A 22,869-nucleotide genomic window follows, 5' to 3' on the forward strand; every position below is an offset into this window, starting at 1 on the left:
CTGGCCATGACGTTTTCCGCCCAGGAAGCCCTGCAACGCACCATCGACCATCGCGAGATCTTCTACGACGAGATGCTGTCGCTGATGCGCCAGATCATGGCCGGCGAGATCTCGCCGGTGATGACCGCCGCGATCCTGACCGGCTTGCGGGTCAAGAAGGAGACCATCGGCGAAATCTCCGCCGCGGCGACGGTGATGCGCGAGCTGGCGACCAAGGTCACGGTGCCCTACGACCGCCACTTCCTCGACGTGGTCGGCACCGGCGGTGACGGCTCCCACACCTTCAACATCTCCACCGCCACCATCTTCGTGGCCGCCGCCGGTGGCGCCAAGATCGCCAAGCACGGCGGGCGCAGCGTCTCCAGCAAGTCGGGCAGCGCCGACGTGCTGGAAGCCCTCGGCGTCAATCTCAACCTCAACGCCCAGCAGGTGGCCGAGTGCGTGCAGGAGACCGGCATCGGTTTCATGTTCGCCCCCAACCACCACAGCGCCATGAAGAATGTGGCGCCGGTGCGCCGTGAGATGGGCGTGCGCACGCTGTTCAACATCCTCGGTCCGCTGACCAATCCGGCCGGTGCGCCGAACACCCTGCTCGGCGTGTTCCACCCTGATCTGGTCGGCATCTGCGTGCGCGTGATGCAGCGCCTCGGCGCCGAGCACGTGCTGGTGGTGTATGGCCGTGACGGCATGGACGAGGTCTCCCTCGGCGCGGCGACGATGGTCGGCGAACTGAAGGACGGCGAGATCCGCGAGTACGAGATCCATCCGGAAGACTACGGTTTGCTGATGAAGTCCAGCCGCAGCCTCAAGGTCAGCACCGCCGACGAATCCAAGGAAATGCTGCTCGGCGTGCTCGACAATCACGCCGGCCCGGCCCGCGAGATCGTCGTGCTGAACGCCGGCACCGCGCTGTACACGGCCAACGTCGTCGACTCCATCGGCGAGGGCATCGCCCGCGCCCGCGAGGTGCTGGTCTCCGGCGAGGCCCGCGCCAAGCTGGAAGCCTTCGTCGCCTGCACCAGGAAATTCGCCTGAACCCGTCGGGGCGGATCTGTTCGCCCGCGGAGGTAGATCAACGTATCGAGGGCGAATGAAGTCGCCCTTACAGGAAGCCAGAATGTCCGACATCCTCAACAAGATCCTCGCCGTCAAGCGCGAGGAAGTGGCCGCCGCCCGCGCCGCCGTCTCCGACGCCGCGGTGCGTGAGCAGGCCGCCGCCCAGCCCGCCGCCCGCGACTTCGTCGGCGCGATCCGCGCCAAGATCGCCGCCGGCCGGGCCGCGGTGATTTCCGAGATCAAGAAGGCCAGCCCGTCGAAGGGCGTGATCCGCGCCGACTTCCGCCCGGCCGAGATCGCTGCCAGCTACGAGAAGGCCGGTGCGGCCTGCCTGTCGGTGCTGACCGACCGCCAGTTCTTCCAGGGCGCCCCCGAATACCTGCAGGCCGCCCGCGCCGCCTGCAGCCTGCCGGCGCTGCGCAAGGACTTCCTGGTCGATCCCTATCAGGTGTATGAAGCCCGCGCGATGGGCGCCGACGCGATCCTGCTGATCGCCGCCGCCCTCAGCCTGGCCGAGATGCAGGAGATGGAAGCCATCGCCGAAAGCCTCGGCCTCGGCGTGCTGGTCGAGGTGCACAACGGCGCCGAGCTGGACCTGGCGCTGCAGCTGCGCACGCCGCTGATGGGCGTCAACAACCGCAATCTGCGCACCTTCGAGGTCAGCCTGCAGACCACCCTCGACCTGCTGCCGCGCATCCCGGCAGAGCGCATCGTCGTCACCGAGTCGGGCATCCTGCAGCCGGCCGACGTGGCGCTGATGCGGGCCAACAAGGTCAATGCCTTCCTGGTCGGCGAAGCCTTCATGCGCGTCGACGATCCGGGCGCCGGCCTGGCCAGCCTGTTCGGCTGATCCATGAGTGACGCGCCGGAGCAGCCCGCTGCCGATCCGGCGCCGGACGGTGCTCCGCCGCCGTCCACCGCTCCGTCTTTGTCCCCGCGCCGGGAAGCCATCTCCGCCCGCCTGCTGCGCGGGGCCTTGGTGGCCGTGCTCGGCCTGCTCATCGCCGCCGTGCTGCTGCTCGGCTGGCTCGGCGCCAGCGAGTCGGGCCTGCGGACGCTGGCCGGGCTGGCCGACAGCTTCGGCGGTGGCCTGCTGACCCTCGACAAGCCGCAGGGCTATCTGCTAGGCCAATTCAAGCTCGCCAGCCTGCAACTGCGCACGCCGACGCTGCAGCTGGAAATCCGCAACCTGGCGGTGGACTGGCGGCCCGGCGAGCTGACCAACGGCCGCGTTGATGTGGCGTCCCTGAGCGCGTCCGAAGTGCGCGTGGCGAGTGCGCCCGACGATACGCCGCTGAGCCTGCCGGCCAGCCTGGAACTCCCTGTCGCGGTCCGCCTCGGCACTGTTCGCATCGATCGCCTGCAGAGCGGCAAGCTGGTGGACGGTAAGGCCGCGCCGCCGGACCTGGAACTCACGGGGCTCGACGGCAGCCTCGAGTCGGACGGGCGCCACCACGACTTCTCAAACCTCAAGGCGGCCGCGCCCTTCGGCCAGCTGGCCGCCAGCGGCCGTCTCGACGGCCGGCGTCCCTTCGCTTTGAAGGCCACGGCCCGGTTGACCACCCGCCAGGGCGGCGACGCCTACACGGTGGATGCCGAGGCGGACGGCACGCTGGAGAAGGAACTGTCCATTCTGACCAAGGCCAGCGGAGCCGGCATGGAGGGCGAAGCCCGCGTGCAGGCCACGCCCTTCGCCGCGCTGCCGCTGCGTTCGGCCAGGATCAGCGTGCATGGCGTGGATCCCGGCCATTTCCACGCCGCCGCGCCGACGGCCCAGCTCGACCTGGAGGCCGATCTCGAACCGAGCGCGGCCAAGCCGGCCGACGGGCGAACGGTCGCCGTGGAGGACTGGGTGGTCAGCGGGCCGCTGACGGTGCGTAATCACCAGCCGGGCTCTTACGACCAGGGCAAGCTGCCGCTGGAGTCCCTGAGCGCGCGGCTGCGCTGGGCCGGGGGTGAGCTGGCGGCGTCCGAGCTGGCGCTGCTGCTGCCCGGCCAGGGCCGCATCGGCGGTCGCCTGGCTTGGCGTGCCCCCGGGAAAGAAAAGGAGAAGGCCCAGGAGCAGGGCAAGGGCGAGACGGGCTTCGGCCACCTGGACGCCGACCTGCAGGTGAGCGGCGTCGATGCCCGCCGCCTCGACCGGCGCGCCGTGGCGACCCGCATCGACGGCCATATCCGTGCCGAGGCGGAGGCCGCCGGGCAGAACTTCAGCGCCGAGCTGCGCGACCCGCAGCTGGCGCTGCGTCTCAAGGCCCGCCATGCGGCGGGGGCGCTGAGCGTCGAGGAGCTCGTCGCTACCGCGCGCCAGGCCCGGCTGGACGCGTCCGGCAAGCTGGCCCTCGACGGGGGCGGCCGCTTCGAGCTGCGCGGCCGCGTGAGCCACTTCGATCCCCATGTCTTCATGACCCGCGCGCCGGCTGCCGATCTGAACGCCCGCTTCGACGCCAGCGGCCGCCGTCTGCCGACACTTGCCGGGCGGCTCGGTTTCGAGCTGCTGCCGAGCCGCCTAGAGAGCAAGCCGCTGGTCGGCAAGGGTGAGCTGGTCGTGGATGGCCAACGCATTGCCAACGCGGATGTGAACTTGGATCTGGCCGGCAACCGACTGTCGGCCCAGGGGCGCTACGGCCGGCCCGGCGACGCGCTGGCGCTGCACGTGGATGCGCCGGTGCTGGGCATCCTCGGTCATGGTGTAGCCGGGCGCCTGAAGGCGGACGGCGTGCTGCGCGGCACGCCCGCCCAGCCGGCCGGCGAGTTCGAACTGGTGGGCGAGAAGTTGGTGTTTGCCGGCATGCGTGTCGAGCGGCTGGACGGCCACGGCCGGCTGGCCGAAGGGCGCGACGGGGCCATCTCGGTTGCCGTCGGGCTGGCCGGGCTGCAGGGCGCGACGGCGACCGAGATGCTGGTCAGCCGCGGCAGTCTCAGCTTCGAAGGGACCCGCGCCGCCAACCGGCTGCGCGTGGATGCCAGCGGGCCGAAGGGCAATGCGGTCAGCCTGGCCCTGGCCGGCGCCCTGTCCGACGGGCCGCGCTGGGAAGGGCGGCTGGAAAGCCTGGTGGCGCGCGGCGACTATCCGCTCAACCTGCAGGCGGCGGCGCCGCTCACGCTGTCGTCCGATCTGATCCGGCTGGGCCCGGCGGAGCTGCGCGGCGGGGCCGGCGGGCGCATCCGCCTCGACGAGACCCGCTGGCAGGCCCGCCGCCTGATCGCCCGTGGCAGCGTCAGCGGCGTGCAGGTTGGCTTCATGCTCGATCCGGCGACGCGGGCGGTCAAATCCACCGGTGATTCCCTGCAGATCGGTGGCCAGTGGGACGTGGACATCGGTGAGCAGGTCAACGGCCTGCTGCGCTTTTACCGGGAGAAGGGCGACCTGGTGCTGCAGGGGGATTCGCCGGTCCGCCTCGGGCTGGACGAGCTGCAGCTGTCCGTGTCGGCCGCCGCCAACCGCCTCGCCTTCGGCTTCAGTGCCCACGGCAGCCAGCTCGGCAGCGCCGCCGGAGCCGGTACCGCGCTGGCCGAGCGCACGCCGTCCGGCGAGCTGCGCCTGGTGCCGGACGCGCCGCTGCTCGGCTCCGCCAAGATCGACATCCCGAACATCGCCTGGGCCGGCCCGCTGGCCGACCAGAACCTGAAGACCGAGGGCAGCCTGAAGGGTGAGTTCGCGCTGGCGGGTACGCCGGCGCGGCCGGAAACCTCCGGGCGTATCCGCGGCGAGCGGCTCGGCTTCGTGATGGCGGACCAGGGGTTGCACCTGTCCGGCGGCACGCTGGCGGCGGATTTCGACAAGGATCGCCTGCGCCTGGAGGACTTCAGCTTCGTGTCGCCGAACCGCGTCAGGCCGCGGGACAGCCGCATCAACGTGAGCCGCCTGACCCGCGAGCCGGGAACGCTGAATGCACGCGGCGAGGTGCAGCTGGCCACAGGCGAAGGCCACTTCAGCTACCGCGCCGAACGCCTGCCGCTGCTGCAGCGGGTGGACCAGTGGCTGGTGCTGAGCGGCGAAGGCGAGGTGCTGACCGGCTGGAACTACGCCACCCTCAAGGGCCGCCTGGTTGCCGATGCGGGCTTCATCGAGCTGTCGCGCACGCCGGCGCCCAGCCTCGGCGACGACGTGGAGATCATTGACCCGCAGCACAACGGCAAGGCGGCCAGCCCCTTCCACATGGGCAGCGACCTGGTCGTCAATCTCGGCAACGCCTTGTACGTGAAGGCCCTCGGCGTTGATACCCAACTGGCCGGCGAGTTGCGCCTGCAGGCCGGTGAGGGCAAGCCCCTCCACGCCAGCGGCGTAATCACTACCCAGGGCGGCGTCTTCGAGGGCTACGGGCAGAAGCTGTCCATCGAGCGCGGCATCGTCACCTTCGCCGGGCCGATCGCCAACCCCAGCCTCAACGTGGTGGCGCTGCGCAAGGGCCTGAGCGTGGAGGCCGGCGTCGGCATCGGCGGCACGGCCCGTCGGCCGGTGGTGCGGCTGGTCTCCGAGCCGAACGTGCCCGACCCGGAAAAACTCGGCTGGATCGTCCTTGGACGCCCGCCCGACCAAGGCTCCGGCGGCGAAATGGCACTGCTGCTGCCGGCCGCCCAGGCCCTGCTCGGCGGCACTGGCGGCGGCCTGCCGGCCACGCTGGCGCGCAACCTGGGTTTCGACGAGTTCTCCTTCGGCGCCAGCAACGACCCGCGCAGCCGTGTGCAGACCAGCAGTGTGGCCACCGGCAGCGTCACCGGCACCACGTCCAGTGCGGCGGCCCAGGCGGCGGGGACGACTGTGCCCGGCCAAGTGATCTCCATCGGCAAGCGACTGTCCACGCGGGCTCTTCTGTCCTTCGAGCAGGGCATCGCCGGCACCACCAGCATCGTCAAGCTCACCTACCAGCTGACCCGCGGCATCTCGGTGATCGGCCGGGCGGGCAGCGAGAACGCGGTGGACATGCAGTTTTCCGTGTCTTTCCGCTGAGGCCGCGGGCGGGCTTGATCCCGGTCATGGACGGTGGTCGGCGGCTGCGGCGAGATGTGGGCCTTGTTTATTGGAGTCGTGCCGTGTCCGCCAATCTCGATCCTCGCCGGATTTCCACTGCCGTCGTGTTTGCCGCCATCGGGGAAGGCTGGCGCTGCCTGCGCCATTGCCTGCAGCCGGCCGTCGCGCTGGCCGGGGTGTTCGCCGCGCTGGGGCTGCTGATCCACGGACTGCTGTGGCGCTTCGGCCTGACGTCGATGATGCTGCCCTTCGCCGGCGGCTTCCTGCTCGTTGGCCCGGCCGTGCTGGCCGGCTTCTTCGGGCTGCGGCGGGCGTACGGGGCGGGTCGTCGCGCCGTGCTGGCCGACGCGCTGGCCGGCTTCCGCCAGGCGCCGCGTGGCCTGTGGGTGATGGCTGCGGTGTGCACGCTGCTGCTGATGATCTGGCTGACCGACGCAGCGACGGTGTACAGCTTCATGATCGGCGGCGATGTTCCGACACCGGCCCAGGTGCTGCGCTTCCACGCCTTCACCAGTCTGATGGGGGCGGTGCTGGCCTTCATCGTGTTCTGCGTGTCGGCCTTCTCGATCCCGCTGCTGTTCGACCGCCGCGCGACGCTGGTGCCCGCGGTGAGCGCCAGCGTGCGCGCGGTGTTCGGCAATTTTGCGGCGCTGCTGGTGTGGGCCCTGACCCTCGCCGGCGCGCTGATCGCTACCGCGCTGTGTCCACCGCTGCTGCTGCTGTCCCTGCCGTGCCTCGCCTTTGCCAGCGATCTGCTTTATCTGGAAATCTTTCCGCCGGATTGAGCTGCGGCGGCGCTCTTCGCTTCACCGCAGCCCGTCACTCCGTCAGCCTGCAAACCCTCTATCCTTCAGTACGGGTATCCAGCGTTCGGCGATGATGCGTCGAAAGCCGCGGGGGCTCGGATGCAGTTCATTGTCCCAGTCGTCCCGGTAGTCGGGAGAATGGAGGCAGCCGCGGGAGTCGATCAGATAAATGCCGTCGGCGGAGGCTGCGATCTGCGCGAATTCGTCGTGCAGGCTGTCGATCAGGTGGCGGCAGATATCCTTGCGCAACTCCGGGTCGGGGGGAACGAAGCAGTCGTCCATCGCGGAGGCGAGCCAGGGGCCGGTGATCTTGAGCGCGGCGAGGTTGAAACCGCGTCCGTCCGGGATGGGGTAGTCGTAGCTGTGCAGGAAAATGGGCGGCTGGCTGCCGTCCGCGGCATAGGCGCGGCGCACCTGGTCGATGAGCGCGCCCAGGGCTGTAGCCAGCTTGCCGAGCAGCGCCGCCATGGCTTCGTTGTTGATGCACTGGTCGCTGCTGTTGGCGCCCGAGCAGTTCTTGAACAGGCCGAGCCGGTAGTCGACGGCATCGTTGCCGGCGCCGCTGATCAGAATTGCCGAGTAGTAATGGCGATTGCGGGGCTGCAGTTCGTGGGCGAGATCGTCGGCGTATTTTCCAAAGACGAATTCCTCCAGCTTGGCCCCGTTGTAACCGAGCATCTGGATGTTGGCGTAATCCGGTTTCAGTTGCGGGTTTTCGATCAGGGCCTGTAGAACGTTGTTCTTGGGATACCAGAACCACGAGTCGCCGATGGCGAGGAACGCTGCGAATTCGCCAGGCTGCCACACGTCATGGGGCAGGTAGATGCGCATGATGATCCTCCTTGCAGGGGCGCGGATGCTTCAACATAGCCACGCGCTGGGTGTATGCAAATGAAGAATTCGAGATGGTCGCGGGGCGCCAGTTCTGTGACGGTGGCCGGCCGTACGGCGCGGAGAACGCACCGGCTTCCTGCCTGTCCCAATCGGGCCCGGGGGCGGTGTCTCGCCCGATCAGGAATCAAGAGGAATGAGGAGTGAAAAGTGACTGAACTTGCTTATCTTGCGGGAGGCTGCTTCTGGTGCCTCGAAGCGGTGTTCGTGGACGCCGAAGGCGTGCTGTCGGTGAAGTCGGGTTACATCGGCGGGCATGTCGATTCGCCCACTTACCACCAGGTCTGCGACGGTGATACTGGCCACGCGGAGGTCGTCCGCGTCGAGTTCGACCCGGCGCGGATCGGCTTCGCCGACCTGCTCGACGTGTTCTTCGCGATCCACGATCCGACGAGCCTCAATCGCCAGGGCAACGACGTGGGCACCCAGTACCGCTCGGCGATCTTCACCACCAGCGCCGAACAGGATGCGATCGCCCACGCCAAGATCGCCGAGCTGACCCGTGAGAGCGTGTTCCGCGATCCCATCGTCACCGAAGTGCTGGCGGCGCCGACTTTCTGGCCGGCGGAGGCCTACCATGACGATTACTTCGCGCGGAATCCCTTCCAGCCCTATTGCCAGTACGTGGTGGCCCCCAAGGTGGCCAAGTTCCGCAGCAAGTTCGCCAAGCGGGTGAAGGCCAGTTGAAATAGAATCCCGCCGGTCTATTACAAGGAGTGTTCCATGACCCAAGTCACCACGGCGAGCGGCCTCGTCATCGAAGATCTGGAAGTCGGCACCGGTGCCGAAGCCACCGCCGGCCAGCACGTGCAGGTGCATTACACCGGCTGGCTCACCGACGGCACGAAGTTCGACTCCAGCAAGGACCGCAACGACCCCTTCGTCTTCCCCCTCGGCGCCCGCCACGTGATCGCCGGCTGGGATGAAGGCGTGCAGGGCATGAAGGTCGGCGGCAAGCGCAAGCTGACCATTCCGCCGAACCTGGGCTACGGTGCCCGCGGCGCCGGCGGCGTGATCCCGCCGAACGCCACGCTGGTGTTCGAGGTGGAGCTGCTGGCGCTGAAGTGATCCGCGCGGCTTTGCCGAATGCACAACGGGCGCCGCTGGGCGCCCGTTGTGTTTGTATTCAGCCGCGTTTGAGCAGGCGTTCGGTGAATTGCAGGAACTCGTCCAGGTGCTGCTCGATGATGGCTACGGTGATCGGCAGCTGGAGGCTCTTGTCGTCATGGACCGCGATGTTGCGGAAACCGACCATGCGCTTCAGTGCGTCGGCGAGGGCTGCGTCGATCCAGCCGCTCTGGCTGAGCAGGGCAAACACGTCGCGGGCGCTTTGCGGTGCGCCGAGGCGCTCCCGCCGGACGAGGTGCTGGCCCATGTCCAGCGCCGCTGCGCAGGCCCGCTGGATGTTGAGGATGGCTGCGTCCTGGCGCGTGAAGTCGGTGGCGAAGCTGGCCGGGTCCTTGGCGTATTCCTCGCGGGCGCGGGCCACGCAGCGTTCGATGGTGGCCGCCTTGTTGATCAGCACGTCATCGGCCATGGACCCGTCCTTCTTCCTGGATGTCCTTCAGCAGCGCGGCCCGGCGTTCGTTCAGGTCGGTCTTCTCGCTGAGGATGAAGCACTCGTAGAGCCCGGCGTTCACGTCCCGGGCCCACAGCCGGCGTCCGGTGGTGACGATCTGGTATTGCATGACAGTGGAGGCCGCGCGCAGGTCGACCAAGTCTACGTCGCACCCCGCCAGGTCGGCCAACTGGCCGGCGACGTCCCATAGCTTGAGCGGGTCGGCATAGCCGGGCACCAGGATGGCCATGTCCAGGTCGCTGTGCGGCCCCGCCTGGCCGCTGGCCCGGCTGCCGAACAGCCAGATGCCGAGCGCGTCGGGGAAGGCGGTTTGCAGGGCGGAGACCAGGGGGCTGTCGTTCATGCCCGTAGTGTCGGATCAGCCCGCTTCGCTGGCAAGCAGCGCGAGGATGTCCTCCCCGTAGGCGTCCAGTTTGCGATCGCCGACGCCGGAGATGGTCGCCAGGCCTTCGATACTGTCCGGGCGCAGGCGGGCGATGTCGCGCAGCGTGGCGTCATGGAAGATCACGTAGGCGGGTACGTTGCGTTCCTTGGCGGTGGCGGCACGCCAGGCGCGCAGGCGCTCGAGGAGCGCGGCTTCCGCGCCGGTGGCTTCCGGCCAGTCGCGCAGCTTGCGGGTGCTGTCACCCTTGCGGCCCTTCTTGGCCGGGGCGGTGTCGATGCGCAGCGTGAAGCTGCTTTCGCCGCGCAGCAGCGGGCGGGCGGCTTCGGTGAGGATCAGCGCACCGTAGCGTTCGTGATCCACCGCCAGTGCGCCGTGGGCCACCAGCTGGCGGATCAACGTGCGCCAGCCCTTGTCGTCCAGCTCGGTGCCGATGCCGAAGGTGCTGACCTGGTCGTGCTGCCACTTCTTCACGTTGTCGGTGGCTTTGCCGATGAGGACATCCACGACGTGGGCCGCGCCGAAGCGGCTGCCGGTGCGGAACACGCAGGACAGCGCCTTGCGCGCCGATTCGGTGGCGTCGCGCACCTGCGGCGGGTTCAGGCAGGTGTCGCAGTTGCCGCAGGGCTCGGCGGCTTCGTCGAAGTAGCCGAGCAGGCGCTGGCGGCGGCAGCCGGTGGTTTCGCAGAGGCCAAGCAGTGCGTCGAGCTTGGCGGTGGCGACGCGTTTCACTTCGTCGCCGGCTTCGCTCTGGTCGATGAAGCGGCGCTGCTGCACCAGGTCGGCCACGCTGTAGGCCATCCACGCCTCGGCGGGCTGGCCGTCGCGGCCGGCGCGGCCGGTCTCCTGGTAGTAGCCCTCGATGGAGCGCGGCAGGTCGAGGTGGGCGACGAAGCGCACGTCGGGCTTGTCGATGCCCATGCCGAAGGCGACGGTGGCGACCATCACGATGCCGTCCTCGCGCAGGAAGCGGTCCTGGTTGAGGGCCCGCTCGTCGGCACCCATGCCGGCGTGGTAGGGCAGGGCGGCGATGCCTTTCTCCTGCAGCCAGGCGGCGGTTTCGTCCACCTTCTTGCGGGAACTGCAATAGACGACGCCGGCTTCGTCCAGGTGGCCGTCCTTCAGGAAGGCCAGCAGCTGGGCGCGGGGATTGTCCTTGGGGACGATGGTGTAGCGGATGTTCGGCCGGTCGAAGCTGGACACGAACTCGCGGGCGTCGGTCAGGCGCAGGCGCTCGGCGATCTCGCGGCGGGTCTGGGCATCGGCGGTGGCGGTCAGCGCGATGCGCGGCACCTGCGGATAGCGTTCCTGCAGGATCGACAGCTGCAGGTATTCGGGCCGGAAGTCGTGGCCCCACTGGGACACGCAGTGGGCCTCGTCGATGGCGAACAGGGCCAGCTGGCCGGACTCGTGCAGGTGGTCGAGCAGGTCGAGGAAGCGTGGCGTGACGAGGCGTTCCGGCGCCACGTAGAGCATGTCCAGTGCGCCGGCCAGCATCGCCCGCTCGATCTCCATGGCCCGCTCGAAGCTCAGGCTGGAGTTGAGGAAATCCGCCGCCGCGCCGACTTCCTTCAGCGCACTGACCTGGTCCTGCATCAGCGCGATCAGCGGCGACACGACGATCGTCACGCCCGGCCGCAGCAGCGCCGGGATCTGGTAGCACAGGGACTTGCCGCCGCCGGTGGGCATCAGCACCAGCGCATCGCCGCCGGCAGCCACGTGCTCGACGATGGCTTCCTGCGGACCGCGGAAGTGGGTGTAACCGAAGACGTGGAAGAGGGTTTCGCGGGCGCGGCTCATAGGGGCGGGATTTTACCCCGCCCGGCGGTGCAGGTCAGAACAGCTTTGCGATATGTGCGGACAGTCCTGTGGGATTGACGAAAGTGAGTTCGTACATGCCCGACAGGCCGGTGGCCTGTTCGTCGGTGAGACCGGTGCAGCACAGGATGAACTGGCTGCGGTCGACGCCCAGGCGCTTCCGCAGTTTGAGGTACTTGTCGATATCCTGGCGGAACTCGCCGGTCTTGCATTCGACGCAGATAGGTGTGTTGCCATCGATCAGGAAGAACACGTCGAGCTCATGTAGATCTTCGTTCGGAAAGACGACGGACAGATTGCGGGTGCACGAGAAAGGTCTCCCCGTCTGCTGGAAGAAGGCGAGGAGTTTCATCAGCGCATACCATTCCAGCCATTCGCCTGCAAAGAAACTGCGGATGGCCGGGACCGACTGGATGGTTGCGCGGCCGATCTTGTCCTGTTTCTGATAGAAATACTTGGCAAGAAAAGTGTGTTCGTAGAGGCGCTTGCAGAAGGCGTTGATGGCTTGTCCGTCCTTCTGGCTGCGTTCGCCGAGCTTGAGGCTGAAGTGGGGAACATCCTTCTGCTGGCCCCAGCGGATCTTCTCGACCACGTCGCCGAGAAGACCATAGTTATCGCCGATCTCGACCGCGATCTCGTCGAAGAAACCGGTGGTATTGACCGCCTCAAGGCTGGGGCGGACTTGAATCTGGCGACGCTGAAACCAGGTCACGATCTGCAGGTGCCATTCTTCACTGGCCAGCTGGTCCGTGTTGTGAATGTCGAGTGTCGCGAGCGGGGCTGCGGCCACAGCCTGGGACGAGGTCGTCGCTGCTGGTGCTTGGCTGGCGCGCAGGCGCTTGATTTCATCCTGCTGCGCGAAATACTGCTGCAGCACTTTCCGTACGAAGAGCACGGTGTCGTAAACCTGGACCGGATTTGCGCAGGCGGGGCAGTCGATCGACGCACCGATCCGGTCGGTGGGGGCTTCGGCCACATGGCCGCACTTGTTGCATCGGAGAATCGCCATTTGGGCTGAAAATGAAAACGGGTTGGCTGATTATGCCAACCCGTTCCACCTGAGGCGACCCCAGAATGGCGGCCTATGTGGATCCGTGATGCTCGCTGATGTAGTGCTTGAGCACCGAGCGCAGCGCAGCTGCGTGTTCCTCGTCGCCCTTTTCACGGGAATGCTTGATGTCGTCGGCGATCATGTGGCGGATGCGGCGGTCGCCTTCCGGAGAGTGGCACAGATAGCAGCCCATCTCCACGGCGAGCATCTCGGGGACATGTTCGTGTTCGGCAATGGCCAGGATTTCGTCTTCGCTCAGGTCAGAGAGCTCGATGCAGTCTTGCAGTGTCAACATGATGGCGTTCTCCTGCTGGCTTTCCACCGATGTTGCGGGAGGCCGGACGGTCGTCGTCAGATACGGTCTTCGATGGAAGGCAACTCTTATTTAAGTTCTTTCCGTGGATAAATTCACGGTTTATTTAAAGGAATTTTCATGCACGGCTTGATTGGTTTCGGCAGCGGCATCTACGCGGTGGATTCGGGCTACACCGGGCCGGACGTGGCGGCGATCCACCTCATTGAGGAGGGCGGCCGGGCGGCGCTGGTGGATACCGGCAATAACGAATCCCTGCATCAGGTGCTGGCGGCGCTGGCCGAAACCGGGCTGACGCCGGAGGCCGTCGACTACGTGCTGCTGACCCACATCCACCTCGACCACGCTGGTGGCGCCGGGGCCTTCATGCAGGCCTTCCCCAATGCCAGGCTGGTGGTCCATCCCCGCGGCGCCCGGCACATGATCGAGCCGTCCAAGCTGTTTGCCGGCGTGTCAGCGGTGTACGGGCCGGAGCGCGCCAGGGAGCTTTACGGTGAGCTGGTGCCGGTGCCGGCGGAGCGCATCGTCGAGGCTACCGAGGGGCTGGAGATCGATCTGGCCGGACGCAAGATCCGTGTCTTCGATACGCCGGGCCATGCGCGCCACCACGTGTGCTACTTCGACACCCGCAGCCGCGCCTTCTTCACCGGCGATACCTTCGGCCTGTCCTACCGGACCCTCGATGTGGACGGCCGTCCAAGCATCTTCCCGACCACCACGCCGGTGCAGTTCGAGCCGGACGCGATGCACGCCTCCGTCGCCCGCATGGAAGCGGAGCAGCCGACCGCCATGTACCTGACCCATTATGCTCAGGTGCAGGACGTGCCGCGCCTGGCCGCCGACCTGCACCGCCTGATCGACGCCCACGTGGCCATCGCCGAGCGCCATGCGGCGGCCGGCGCCGGCCGCAAGTCGGCAATCGAGGCGGACATCTGGACGCTGGTCGGCGAGGAGGCCCAGCGCCAGGGCTGGACGGTGCCGGAAGCCGACTGGCGGCGCCTGCTGGCGCTGGACGTGGAGCTCAATGCCCAGGGGCTGGACGTGTGGCTGGATGCGCGCGCCAAGGCGTGAGCGCTTGAAGTGCCAGATGCCGGCGGTGGCGGACGATTGTCCGTAGGCGGCGGGCCCGCCGGGAGTTCATCCACATTCCGCGGCGGGTCCAAGCCCAGAGTGATGGTGTTTGCCCGCACAGGCGGTTGAGCGCCGCCGGTGAATCAGGCCCTAAACAAGGACGGAGGCCTGCTTTAGTAGGGTCGCCCAGCCTTCGCGGTAGCGCGTGGCCAGGTCGCGCGCCAGGCGTTCGCGTGTCGAGACCGGGGCGTCCAGCGCCCGCGCCATGCCGGTGGCGATGGCACCGATATCCACGACGCCGGGCAGGTCCGGCGCTTCCCAGCTGGCGGCCCAGGCGGCCTGCTTGGCGCCCTCGCCGCGCTGTGCGAAGTTGAGCCGCGGCAGCGCCTTGGCGGTGGCGACGATGCGGCCGTGCAGGCTGCTGCCGCAGAAGCCGCGACTGGCGGCGATCAGCGCGCAGATGTCCCACAGATGGAGCGACGGAAAAACCTGCGCGCGCTGGCCGAGTTTGTGTGCAACCCGTTCAAGGCCGTCCAGCTCGTCATGCCACGGCGCGGCGCCGGCGCGAAACAGCACGATGCCGATGCCGCGGGCGTCGGCGAGCAGGGCCAGCTGGTTGGCGATGCCCGCCAGCGTTGTGTCGTCGCCGAAGTCGGCGCTGAATTGCACGGCCAGATAGCCGTTCGGGAAATGGCGAAGGATGTCGGCAACTGCGTCGTCGTGCTGGTGGCGGCGGATCCTGTCACCGAACAGTTCGGCGACCAGCACCGCCGGGTCGGGCATGAGCTCCGCTGAAATTCCCGCCGCCTGGAGATGGGCGAGGGTGACCCGGTCGCGTACGCCGACTGCGTGGGCGGCGGCCAGTTTGGCAAGGATTTCACTCCGTAACGCCGGCTCGGCCTGGTCCAGGCTCACTCCACCGACGCCGGCGTAGATCACCCGCGCGGCGGGAAACAGGCCCGGGTCTGTGCAGTAGGGCGCCCGGTCGGCCAGTCCGGTTTGCTGGCGAACCCATGCGCAGCGATTTTCAGGATGCCGGTCGTAGCGGGCGATCAGTGGGCCGGCGTCGGCCGTGGTCTGCAGCATCAGTGCCGCCTGCCAGGCTTCGCAGCTCAGCACCTCGCCGCCGACGTGGATCAGGTTCAGCGCTTGCGTGCCGTATTCGCCGGCGAGTTCGGCCAGCGCCTGTACCCGGTGCCCGCCGAAGGGGCGCAGATCCCGTTCGGCGAGGCCGGCGAAGACCGGTTCGACGCCGGGCAACAGCGCCGCGGCGATGTGCGGGAACAGCAGGTCGCCGAAGTTGTGGCGATCGAACGCGCCGAAGAGGATCGTCGGCGCCTTCTCCATCGCCGGTGGTCCTCAGGCCAGCGTGTCGCCGAAGACCCGGTTCCACAGGGCGCGCACGCCGGCGGCCTGCTCGGCTACCTGAGCCCGGTCCACCCGCGAGACCTGATTGTTGAGGCGCTGGCCGTGCTGCAGGCGGCGGTATTCCCGGTAGCTGTCGGCCACCGTGGCAGCCTGGTCAGCCGGGATCAGGCCCAGTTCGCCGGCCATCTTCAGCAGCGCGATGTTGCCCAGATTGCCGGTCAGGCTGGGGTGCTCACGGGCGTAACCGAGGACCAGGTACTGCACGATGAATTCCACGTCGATCAGGCCACCGCGGTCGTGCTTGAGATCGAACAGGTCCGATTTGTGGGTGTGAGCGTCCGCCATGCGCTGGCGCATCGCCAGCACTTCCTCGCGCAGCTTGGCCAGATCGCGGGGCTGGCGCAGCACCTCGATGCGGATCTCCTCGAACTTGCGGCCGATCTCCCGGTCGCCGGCGCAGAAGCGGGCCCGCGTCAGGGCCTGGTGTTCCCACACCCAGGCGTTCTCCAGCTGGTACTGGCGGAAGGCTTCGAGGGACACCACCATCAGGCCCGAGTCGCCGTTGGGGCGCAGGCGCAGGTCGGTTTCGAAGAGCTGGCCGGCCGGGGTCTGGGCGGACAGCCAGGTGTTGGTGCGCTGGCCGAGGCGGGTGTAGACCTCGGCGGCCTCGGGGGCGTCGTCGTCATGCACGAAAACCATGTCCAGGTCGGAGGCGTAGCCGAGTTCCTTGCCGCCCAGCTTGCCGTAGGCCAGCACCGCGAACTTCGGGTCGTCCCGGTGGCGGGTCTTGATCTTGCGCCAGCACATGGTGATCGTCAGGTCCACGATGATGTCGGCCAGTGCCGACAGGAAGTCGGCATGGCGTTCGACGGTCAGCTTGCCGGCGATGTCCTTGGTGAGCAGGCGGAACACCTGGGCGTGGTGCTGTTCGCGCATCAGGTCCATCTGGCGTTCCATGTCCGGCTCGATCTCGTCGAGCTGGCGGGCCAGGTCGGCGCGGAAGGCGGGCAGGTCGAGCTCTTCCTCCAGGATGCGCGGGTCGAGCGCTTCGTCGAGGAGCAGCGGGTGGCGGTTGAGGAACTGGGCCGCCCACAACGAGGCGCTGACCAGCTCGGCGACCTTGTGCAGGGTCTGCGGGTATTGCTGCAGCAGGGCCAGGTAGGAGCCGCGCCGGCTGATCGCGTCGAGCATGTCGAGCAGGCGCTCGAAGGTGGCGTTCGGGTCGGCGGTTTCGGCGGCGGCCTCGATGACCCGCGGAATCAGCGGGTCGAAGCGCATCTTGATCGACGGCGGCATCTGCTGGTAGCGGTTACCGCTGCGCACGGCAGACAGGCGGCGCGCGGCAGCGGCCGGGTCGGGGTAGCCAAGGCGCTGGAATTCCTCGCTGCTGCGTGCTTCGTCGCAGGCTGTGGACCACAGGGTGTCGAGGTCGTGGCCGGCCTCGGTGGGGTCGCCAAAGACGCCGTTGAAGTGGCGGCCGACCACTTCGCGGTGATCGTCCAGTTCCACCAGCAGGGCTTGGTAGGAGGCGAAGCCCATCGCCCTGGCGATGATCGCCTGATCCTCCGGGCTGGCCGGCAGGTTGTGGGTCTGGGCGTCGTCCAGGTATTGCAGGCGGTGCTCCAGGCGGCGCAGGAAATCGTAGGCGGCGGCCAGCTCGCGCTCCGCCTGGCGGGCGATGATGCCGCGCTCGGCGAGGCGATCGAGCACCTTGAGGGTCGGCTTGATCTGCAGCGCGCTGTCGCGCCCGCCGCGGATCAGCTGGAAGACCTGGGCCAGGAACTCGATCTCGCGGATGCCGCCGGGGCCCAGCTTGACGTTGTTGGCCATGTCCTTGCGGGCGACCTCGCGGCGGATCTGTGCGTGCAGGTCGCGCATCGCATTGATGGCGCCGAAGTCCAGGTACTTGCGGAAGATGAAGGGGCGGGCGATGGCCGACAGCTCGGCGCCGCGGATGCCGGTCATCACGCGGGCCTTGATCCACGCGTAGCGTTCCCACTCGCGGCCCTGGGTGATGAAGTAGTTTTCCAGCATGTCGAAGCTGGCCACCAGCGGGCCGGAGTCGCCGTTGGGGCGCAGGCGCATGTCCACGCGGAAGACCTGACCGTCGCCGGTGAGGTCGTTGAGGGCCTGGATCACGCCGCGGCCGAGCTTGGTGAAGAACTCGAAGTTGTCGATGATCTTCGGCCCGGCGGTGGCGCCATCTTCGGGGTAGACGAAGATCAGGTCGATGTCGGACGACACGTTGAGCTCGCGGCCGCCCAGCTTGCCCATGCCGATGATGATGAACTCCTGCTCGCGGCCGTCGGAGGACACCGGCATGCCGTGGCGGGCCACCAGCTGTTCGCGCAGCACGTCGTGGGCGGTCTCGACGGCGATGTCGGCGAGCAGCGTCATCGTTTCGGTGACTTCCGTCAGGTCGGCCAGGCGAGCGATGTCGCGCACCAGCACGTGGCAGATCACCCACGCCCGCAGCTTGCGCAGCACGGTTTTCAGGTTGTTGTCGTCCACCTTCTCGGCGCGCAGGTAATCCCGCAGCGCGGTGGCGTCGAGGGGGGCGTCGATACTGGCTGCCAGTTGCCCGGCCAGCCACGGGCGGCTGTCCAGCTGGCGGCGCAGGAAGCGCGAGCTGGCGAGGGCGGTCTCGACGGGGGCGGGAAGAATGATGTTTGCTTCGGACATGGGCGGGGCCGATTGATAGAATGCGGGACTGTTTATGTTCGCCCCGAGTTATGTCTGCCGGACTGATTTTCGTCAAGCCTGAAGCCGGATGCGTCGCCCTCCGGCAACGTGTCCGGCCCGCCCCTGTCGAGGCTGAATCCGCCCATAAGGGTGGTCTCCGTGCTGCGCGTGCCTAAGTTCTTGCGCTGGTTGCTACTCCATCTGCCCCGCGTGTGCGTGCGCCGGCTGGTGGGTGTCGGGCTGGTCGTCTATTTCGTCGGTGGGCTGGGTTTTCTCGGTATGCGCCACGTGGTACTGCCGATGGTGCCGGCCTACCGCGGGGAGATTGCCCAGCTGCTGTCCCGTTCCCTTGGTCTGCCGGTGGACATCGGCAGCCTGTCCGCCGACTGGCGCGGCTTGCATCCGCACCTGCAACTGGGTGGGCTGGTCATCAAGGACAAGGCCGGCCAGCCGGCCCTGAGTCTCGACCGTGTGGACACCGAGGTGGGCTGGTCGTCGCTGCTGTTCATGCGCCTGCGCCTGCACCGGCTGGAGATCGAAGCGCCCAACCTGGCCATCCGGCGCCTCGCCGATGGGCGCATCTTCGTGGCCGGGCTGCAGGTCAATGCGGCCGGCGAGCCCAGCGCTTTCCCGGCCTGGCTGCTCGACCAGCGCGAGATCGTGATCCGCAACGCGCGCCTGGAGTGGTCCGATGGGCTGCGCGGGGCCAAGCCGTTGAGTCTCGACAAGCTGTCCTTCCGCCTGGAAAACCACGGTGCCAGCCACCGTTTCGGCCTTGTCGCCCAGCCGCCGGCACAGCTTGCGGCGGCCCTCGACGTGCGTGGCGAACTGCGCGGCCGCGACCCGGCCCGCCTCGACACCTGGAGCGGCGAGCTCTATGCCGGCCTCGACTACGCCGATCTCGGCGCCTGGCGGCAATGGGTCGATTACCCCCTCGATGCCGACGGTGCCGGCGGCCTGCGCGTCTGGCTGGATTTCGCGAAGGGCCGTTTCACGGCGCTGACTGCAGATTTCGCGCTGCGCGACGCCCATGCCCGCCTCGGCAAGGATCTCGAGGACATCCCGCTGGTGCGTGCCGAGGGCCGGCTGCGCTTCCGCGACGACAAGGGTGTCGTCGAGGCCAGCGCCCGGGGACTGGCCCTGCAGACCCGCGACGGCCTGACGGTGGCGCCGACCGATTTCTTCCTGCGCCTGCAGGAGCGTCGTGGCGGCACGCCGAGCAAGGGCGAGTTCGTCGCCAACCAGCTGGACCTGGCCGCGCTGTCGGGCCTGGCCGGGCGGCTGCCCCTCGACGAGGACTTCCGCAAGCGCCTTGCCGAATTGGCGCCGAGCGGCACGGTGGCGCCGCTCAACGTCAAGTGGAGCGGTGGTGCCGTCGGCGAGCCCGTCGCCACCTACGCGATGGACGCTACGTTCAAACACCTGGGAATCGAGCCGGTGGGCACGTGGCCGGGCTTTGCCGGGTTGTCCGGGCGCGTGGAGGGCAACGACCGCGGCGGCCGCTTCACCCTGAGCGGCAAGGACGCCAGCGTCGATCTGCCACGGGTTTTTCCTGAGCCGCGGCTGGCGTTTTCCGAGCTGGCGGTGGAGGGGGCCTGGAGCCACCCCGGCGGCGTGCTGGAGGTGAGCCTGGACAAGGTCGGTTTTGCCAACAAGGACGCCCGCGGTACCGCCTCCGGCCGCTACCGGGCCATGCCTGACACGCTGGGGGAAATCGACCTGCAGGCGCGCCTGTCGGAAGCCGAGAGCACTGCGGTATGGCGCTATATGCCCAGCGTCGTGAACAAGGACGCCCGAGACTGGCTGCAGCACAGCCTGACCGGTGGCAAGGCGCTGGACACGCGGCTGGTCCTGAAGGGCGATCTGGCCAAGTTCCCGTTCCGCAACCCGAAGGACGGTACCTTCCGAGTCGCCGCGCGGATCGCCGACGGCCGCCTGGACTATGCGCCGGGCTGGCCGAAGATCGACGGTATCACCGGCGAGCTGATCTTCGAAGGCCCCGGCATGACCGTGAAGGCCCAGCGGGCCCATATCTTCGGTGTCGAACTGAAGGACGTGGCGGTTGTGCTGCCGGATTTCGAGAACAACGACGTGCTGAGCATCCGCGGCAGCGCCGGCGGGCCGACCCAGGATTTCCTGCGCTTCCTTTCGGAGAGCCCGATTGCCGGCAAGATCAACCATTTCACCGACCCCTTCCGCGCCGACGGCAGCGGCAGCCTGGATCTGCACCTGAGCCTGCCGTTGCAGAAGATGGAAAATTCGCGGGTCAAGGGCGAGTACCAGTTCTCCCACAACCAGTTGCAGGTCGACCCGGCCATGCCGGTATTCACCGAGGCCAGCGGGCGGCTGGCCTTCACCGAGAGCCAGCTGCAGATCAAGAGCGGCACCGCCCGCGTCCTCGGCGACCCGGTCAGCGTCGCCGGCGGCAGCCGTGCCGACGGCAGCGTGCTGATCAACGCCCAGGGCTCCCTCAGCGCCCAGGCCCTGCGGCGCGAGCTGGACCTGCCGCTGCTCGACCACCTGTCGGGCACTGCAGCTTGGAAAGGGGCGATCAGCGTGCCGAAGCAGGGCGGCGTGGCTTTCGTGCTCGACACGGGCCTGCAGGGCGTCAGCTCCAGTCTGCCCGAACCGCTCAACAAGTCGGCTGCCGCGGTGCTGCCCTTCCACTTCGAAATGCTCGCCAACCCCTCGGTCAATGGCGTGCCGGGTGGCGACACCCTCAAGCTGGCCGCCGGCCAAGGCTTCCAGGCCCAGTTCCTGCGGCGCCGTGAAGGCAACCGTACGGTGGTCGTACGCGGCGGCATGGCCCTCAACGAGCCGGTGCGGCTGGGCGACAAGGGCGTGCTGGTCAGCGCCACCGCCGACCGCCTGGATGCCGATGCGTGGCGCAAGGCGCTGGCCGGCAAGACGGCGGCTGCGCCGGCCAACGGCAGCCAGGACAGCAGCGGCTTCCCGCTGTCCGGCCTGGCCCTGCGGGCCGGCGAGCTGCGCCTGCTCGGCCAGCGTCTCAACGATGTGACCCTGCGCGCAGTGATGGAGGAGGGCGGCTGGCAGGCCCGGCTGGTCAGCCGCGAGGCCAGCGGCGACGTGGTGTGGCGCGACCAGGGCCGCGGCCGCCTGCAGGGGCGCTTCAAGCAGTTGTCAGTGGGTTCGGCCAGCGGCAAGGACGCGACCGAAACGTCGCGGGCCGAGGAGGATCGCCTGTCCGAACTGCCCGGCCTGGACATCAGTGCCGACAATTTCGTGCTGCGCGGCCATGCCCTCGGCAAACTCGAGCTGAAGGCCGCCAATCGCGGCGACATCTGGCGCCTGGAGCAGCTCAACATCGTCAACCAGGACGGCACCCTGACGGGCGACGGCAGCTGGCGGCCCGGCAGCCGGGAGGAAACCCGCCTCAACTTCAAGCTCGATGTCGCCAGCGTGGAAAAGATGCTGGGCCGCCTTGGCTACCCGGAAGCGGTCAAGCGCGGCAAGGCCCAGCTGGAAGGTGACGTGTCCTGGCGCGGGGCGCCCACCTCCATCCATTTTCCGACCCTGGGCGGCAAGCTGCAGGTCAATGTGGAGAGCGGGCAGTTCACGCAGCTCGAACCGGGCGTCGGGCGCCTGCTCGGGGTGCTCAGCCTGCAGTCGCTGCCGCGCCGCATCACGCTGGATTTCCGCGATGTGTTTTCCGAAGGATTCGCCTTCGACCGCATTTCCGGTAGCATCCAGATGAACAACGGCGTGCTGCGTACCGATGACCTCGACCTGTTCGGCCCCGCGGCCCGTGTCTATATGAGCGGTGAAGCCGACTCGGTGCGGGAAACGCAGAACCTGCGGGTCAAGGTGCAGCCCACCCTGTCCGAGTCGATCGCGGTCGGCTCCGCCATCGCCACCACCGGTGCCATCCACCCGGCGATCGGGTTGGCCGCCTATCTGGTGCAGAAGGTTCTGCGCGATCCGGTCGAGAAGCTGTTCAGCTTCGAGTACGGGGTGACCGGCAGCTGGTCCGATCCCAAGGTCGACAAGCTGGCGGTCCGGCCGCTCGCGACACCCCCCTAGTCCGTCAGCGAGGAGACGCCCATGACACAACCGCTTTGCCGTATTGCCAGCGTCCAGATGGTCTCGGGCCCCGACGTGGACGCCAACCTGGCCGACGCCGGGCGCCTGATTGCCGAGGCTGCCGAGGCCGGCGCGAAGCTCGTCGCGCTGCCCGAGTATTTTCCGCTGATCACCGCCGACGAGACCGCCAAGGTGCGCATCCGCGAGCAGGACGACGGCAGTGGACCGATCCAGGCCTTCCTGCGCGAGACCGCCCGCCGCCACAAGGTGTGGCTGATCGGCGGTTCCTGCCCGATGGAGGCGTCGGTGCCCGACAAGGTCAAGAACTCCACCCTCGTCTATGACGACGAGGGTCGGCGCGTGGCCCGCTACGACAAGATCCACCTGTTCGGTTTCCGCAAGGGCGACGAGTACTACGACGAGTCCGCCACCATCGAGGCCGGCAACGAGGTGGTCAGCTTCGAAGGCCCCTGCGGCCGCGTCGGCCTGTCGATCTGCTACGACCTGCGCTTTCCCGAGTTTTTCCGCGCGATGGGCACCGTCAACCTGATCGTCCTGCCAGCGGCCTTCACCTACACTACAGGCAAGGCCCACTGGGAAATGCTGCTGCGCGCCCGCGCGGTGGAAAACCAGTGCTACGTGCTGGCCAGCGCCCAGGGCGGCAAGCACCCCAGCGGGCGGCGCACCTGGGGCGACAGCATGATCATCGACCCGTGGGGCGAGGTGCTCGCCCGCCTGCCGGAAGGTTCCGGCGTGGTCGTTGCCGACCTCGATCCGGCGCGCATCGCCGATGTCCGCGCCAGCCTGCCGGCCCTGCAGCATCGCAAGATCGGCTGACC

The 22,869-nt window shown here is 68.1% G+C and carries 17 protein-coding genes; 9 read left to right on the forward strand and 8 right to left on the reverse strand.

Features of this window, described 5'->3' with window-relative positions; all coding sequences use genetic code 11:
• Positions 1-6: 6 nt before the first annotated feature.
• The 4 genes from trpD (at position 7) to AC1PQG_RS03005 (ending at position 6,813) form a co-directional block, all read left to right on the forward strand.
• Positions 7-1,035, forward strand: coding sequence for an anthranilate phosphoribosyltransferase (gene trpD, locus AC1PQG_RS02990; RefSeq protein ID WP_481121190.1), 1,029 nt, complete (start codon positions 7-9; stop codon positions 1,033-1,035).
• A gap of 82 nt (positions 1,036-1,117) precedes the next feature.
• Complete coding sequence (gene trpC / locus AC1PQG_RS02995) at positions 1,118-1,906, forward strand: indole-3-glycerol phosphate synthase TrpC (RefSeq protein WP_481121191.1); 789 nt, start codon at positions 1,118-1,120, stop codon at positions 1,904-1,906.
• Positions 1,907-1,909: 3 nt separating this feature from the next.
• On the forward strand, positions 1,910-6,007 hold the full coding sequence (locus AC1PQG_RS03000) for a translocation/assembly module TamB domain-containing protein (RefSeq protein WP_481121192.1): 4,098 nt from the start codon (positions 1,910-1,912) through the stop codon (positions 6,005-6,007).
• A gap of 83 nt (positions 6,008-6,090) precedes the next feature.
• Positions 6,091-6,813, forward strand: coding sequence for a DUF2189 domain-containing protein (locus AC1PQG_RS03005; protein ID WP_481121193.1), 723 nt, complete (start codon positions 6,091-6,093; stop codon positions 6,811-6,813).
• A gap of 42 nt (positions 6,814-6,855) precedes the next feature.
• On the opposite strand, the gene AC1PQG_RS03010 is transcribed toward AC1PQG_RS03005, so the two are convergent.
• Positions 6,856-7,665 (reverse strand): hypothetical protein, encoded by an 810-nt coding sequence (locus tag AC1PQG_RS03010; RefSeq protein ID WP_481121194.1) that lies wholly within the window; start codon positions 7,663-7,665, stop codon positions 6,856-6,858.
• A gap of 210 nt (positions 7,666-7,875) precedes the next feature.
• Here AC1PQG_RS03010 and msrA point away from each other — a divergent pair, with 210 nt between their 5' ends.
• Positions 7,876-8,412: a peptide-methionine (S)-S-oxide reductase MsrA gene (msrA, locus tag AC1PQG_RS03015; protein ID WP_481121195.1), complete on the forward strand. Its 537-nt coding sequence runs from the start codon at positions 7,876-7,878 to the stop codon at positions 8,410-8,412.
• A 36-nt stretch (positions 8,413-8,448) separates the two neighbouring features.
• Entirely contained in the window at positions 8,449-8,793 is a 345-nt protein-coding gene (locus AC1PQG_RS03020) for an FKBP-type peptidyl-prolyl cis-trans isomerase (protein WP_481121196.1), read from the forward strand.
• A gap of 58 nt (positions 8,794-8,851) precedes the next feature.
• On the opposite strand, the gene hepT is transcribed toward AC1PQG_RS03020, so the two are convergent.
• The 5 genes from hepT to AC1PQG_RS03045 all read right to left on the reverse strand — a co-directional run bounded on the left by hepT (position 8,852) and on the right by AC1PQG_RS03045 (position 12,850).
• Positions 8,852-9,262 (reverse strand): type VII toxin-antitoxin system HepT family RNase toxin, encoded by a 411-nt coding sequence (hepT, locus tag AC1PQG_RS03025; RefSeq protein ID WP_481121197.1) that lies wholly within the window; start codon positions 9,260-9,262, stop codon positions 8,852-8,854.
• Positions 9,252-9,647 carry a type VII toxin-antitoxin system MntA family adenylyltransferase antitoxin gene (gene mntA, locus AC1PQG_RS03030; RefSeq protein WP_481121198.1) on the reverse strand — a complete coding sequence of 132 codons (396 nt, stop codon included), beginning with the start codon at positions 9,645-9,647 and terminating at the stop codon, positions 9,252-9,254. Before mntA ends, hepT begins: the two co-directional genes overlap by 11 nt.
• Positions 9,648-9,662: 15 nt before the next feature.
• Positions 9,663-11,486 carry a DNA helicase RecQ gene (gene recQ / locus AC1PQG_RS03035; RefSeq protein WP_481121199.1) on the reverse strand — a complete coding sequence of 608 codons (1,824 nt, stop codon included), beginning with the start codon at positions 11,484-11,486 and terminating at the stop codon, positions 9,663-9,665.
• 34 nt (positions 11,487-11,520) lie between these two features.
• Entirely contained in the window at positions 11,521-12,513 is a 993-nt protein-coding gene (locus tag AC1PQG_RS03040; protein ID WP_481121200.1) for a hypothetical protein, read from the reverse strand.
• A 73-nt stretch (positions 12,514-12,586) separates the two neighbouring features.
• On the reverse strand, positions 12,587-12,850 hold the full coding sequence (locus tag AC1PQG_RS03045; RefSeq protein WP_481121201.1) for a hypothetical protein: 264 nt from the start codon (positions 12,848-12,850) through the stop codon (positions 12,587-12,589).
• A 138-nt stretch (positions 12,851-12,988) separates the two neighbouring features.
• Here AC1PQG_RS03045 and AC1PQG_RS03050 point away from each other — a divergent pair, with 138 nt between their 5' ends.
• Positions 12,989-13,939 (forward strand): MBL fold metallo-hydrolase, encoded by a 951-nt coding sequence (locus AC1PQG_RS03050; RefSeq protein WP_481121202.1) that lies wholly within the window; start codon positions 12,989-12,991, stop codon positions 13,937-13,939.
• Between the two features lie 150 nt (positions 13,940-14,089).
• Here AC1PQG_RS03050 and AC1PQG_RS03055 read toward each other — a convergent pair whose 3' ends face one another.
• Both AC1PQG_RS03055 and glnE read right to left on the reverse strand, forming a co-directional pair.
• Positions 14,090-15,286: a polysaccharide pyruvyl transferase family protein gene (locus tag AC1PQG_RS03055; protein ID WP_481121203.1), complete on the reverse strand. Its 1,197-nt coding sequence runs from the start codon at positions 15,284-15,286 to the stop codon at positions 14,090-14,092.
• Positions 15,287-15,298: 12 nt separating this feature from the next.
• The gene (glnE, locus tag AC1PQG_RS03060; RefSeq protein WP_481121204.1) at positions 15,299-17,989 is read right to left on the reverse strand and encodes a bifunctional [glutamate--ammonia ligase]-adenylyl-L-tyrosine phosphorylase/[glutamate--ammonia-ligase] adenylyltransferase; all 2,691 of its coding nucleotides are present in this window, start codon (positions 17,987-17,989) and stop codon (positions 15,299-15,301) included.
• A 168-nt stretch (positions 17,990-18,157) separates the two neighbouring features.
• Between glnE and AC1PQG_RS03065 the strand changes: the two genes are divergently transcribed.
• Both AC1PQG_RS03065 and AC1PQG_RS03070 read left to right on the forward strand, forming a co-directional pair.
• Entirely contained in the window at positions 18,158-22,030 is a 3,873-nt protein-coding gene (locus AC1PQG_RS03065) for a YhdP family protein (RefSeq protein ID WP_481121205.1), read from the forward strand.
• Between the two features lie 21 nt (positions 22,031-22,051).
• The gene (locus tag AC1PQG_RS03070) at positions 22,052-22,867 is read left to right on the forward strand and encodes a carbon-nitrogen hydrolase family protein (protein WP_481121206.1); all 816 of its coding nucleotides are present in this window, start codon (positions 22,052-22,054) and stop codon (positions 22,865-22,867) included.
• Positions 22,868-22,869: the final 2 nt, after the last annotated feature.

Source organism: Zoogloea sp. GDB6 (assembly GCF_056724105.1).

Coding starts and splice junctions, on each gene's coding strand:
- AC1PQG_RS03055 (WP_481121203.1), bottom strand. CDS start 15,286: ATGGAGAAGGCGCCGACGATCCTCTTCGGCGCGTTCGATCGCCACAAC.
- glnE (WP_481121204.1), bottom strand. CDS start 17,989: ATGTCCGAAGCAAACATCATTCTTCCCGCCCCCGTCGAGACCGCCCTC.
- AC1PQG_RS03045 (WP_481121201.1), bottom strand. CDS start 12,850: ATGTTGACACTGCAAGACTGCATCGAGCTCTCTGACCTGAGCGAAGAC.
- AC1PQG_RS03070 (WP_481121206.1), top strand. CDS start 22,052: ATGACACAACCGCTTTGCCGTATTGCCAGCGTCCAGATGGTCTCGGGC.
- AC1PQG_RS03000 (WP_481121192.1), top strand. CDS start 1,910: ATGAGTGACGCGCCGGAGCAGCCCGCTGCCGATCCGGCGCCGGACGGT.
- AC1PQG_RS03010 (WP_481121194.1), bottom strand. CDS start 7,665: ATGCGCATCTACCTGCCCCATGACGTGTGGCAGCCTGGCGAATTCGCA.
- mntA (WP_481121198.1), bottom strand. CDS start 9,647: ATGAACGACAGCCCCCTGGTCTCCGCCCTGCAAACCGCCTTCCCCGAC.
- hepT (WP_481121197.1), bottom strand. CDS start 9,262: ATGGCCGATGACGTGCTGATCAACAAGGCGGCCACCATCGAACGCTGC.
- AC1PQG_RS03050 (WP_481121202.1), top strand. CDS start 12,989: ATGCACGGCTTGATTGGTTTCGGCAGCGGCATCTACGCGGTGGATTCG.
- recQ (WP_481121199.1), bottom strand. CDS start 11,486: ATGAGCCGCGCCCGCGAAACCCTCTTCCACGTCTTCGGTTACACCCAC.
- AC1PQG_RS03020 (WP_481121196.1), top strand. CDS start 8,449: ATGACCCAAGTCACCACGGCGAGCGGCCTCGTCATCGAAGATCTGGAA.
- AC1PQG_RS03040 (WP_481121200.1), bottom strand. CDS start 12,513: ATGGCGATTCTCCGATGCAACAAGTGCGGCCATGTGGCCGAAGCCCCC.
- trpC (WP_481121191.1), top strand. CDS start 1,118: ATGTCCGACATCCTCAACAAGATCCTCGCCGTCAAGCGCGAGGAAGTG.
- trpD (WP_481121190.1), top strand. CDS start 7: ATGACGTTTTCCGCCCAGGAAGCCCTGCAACGCACCATCGACCATCGC.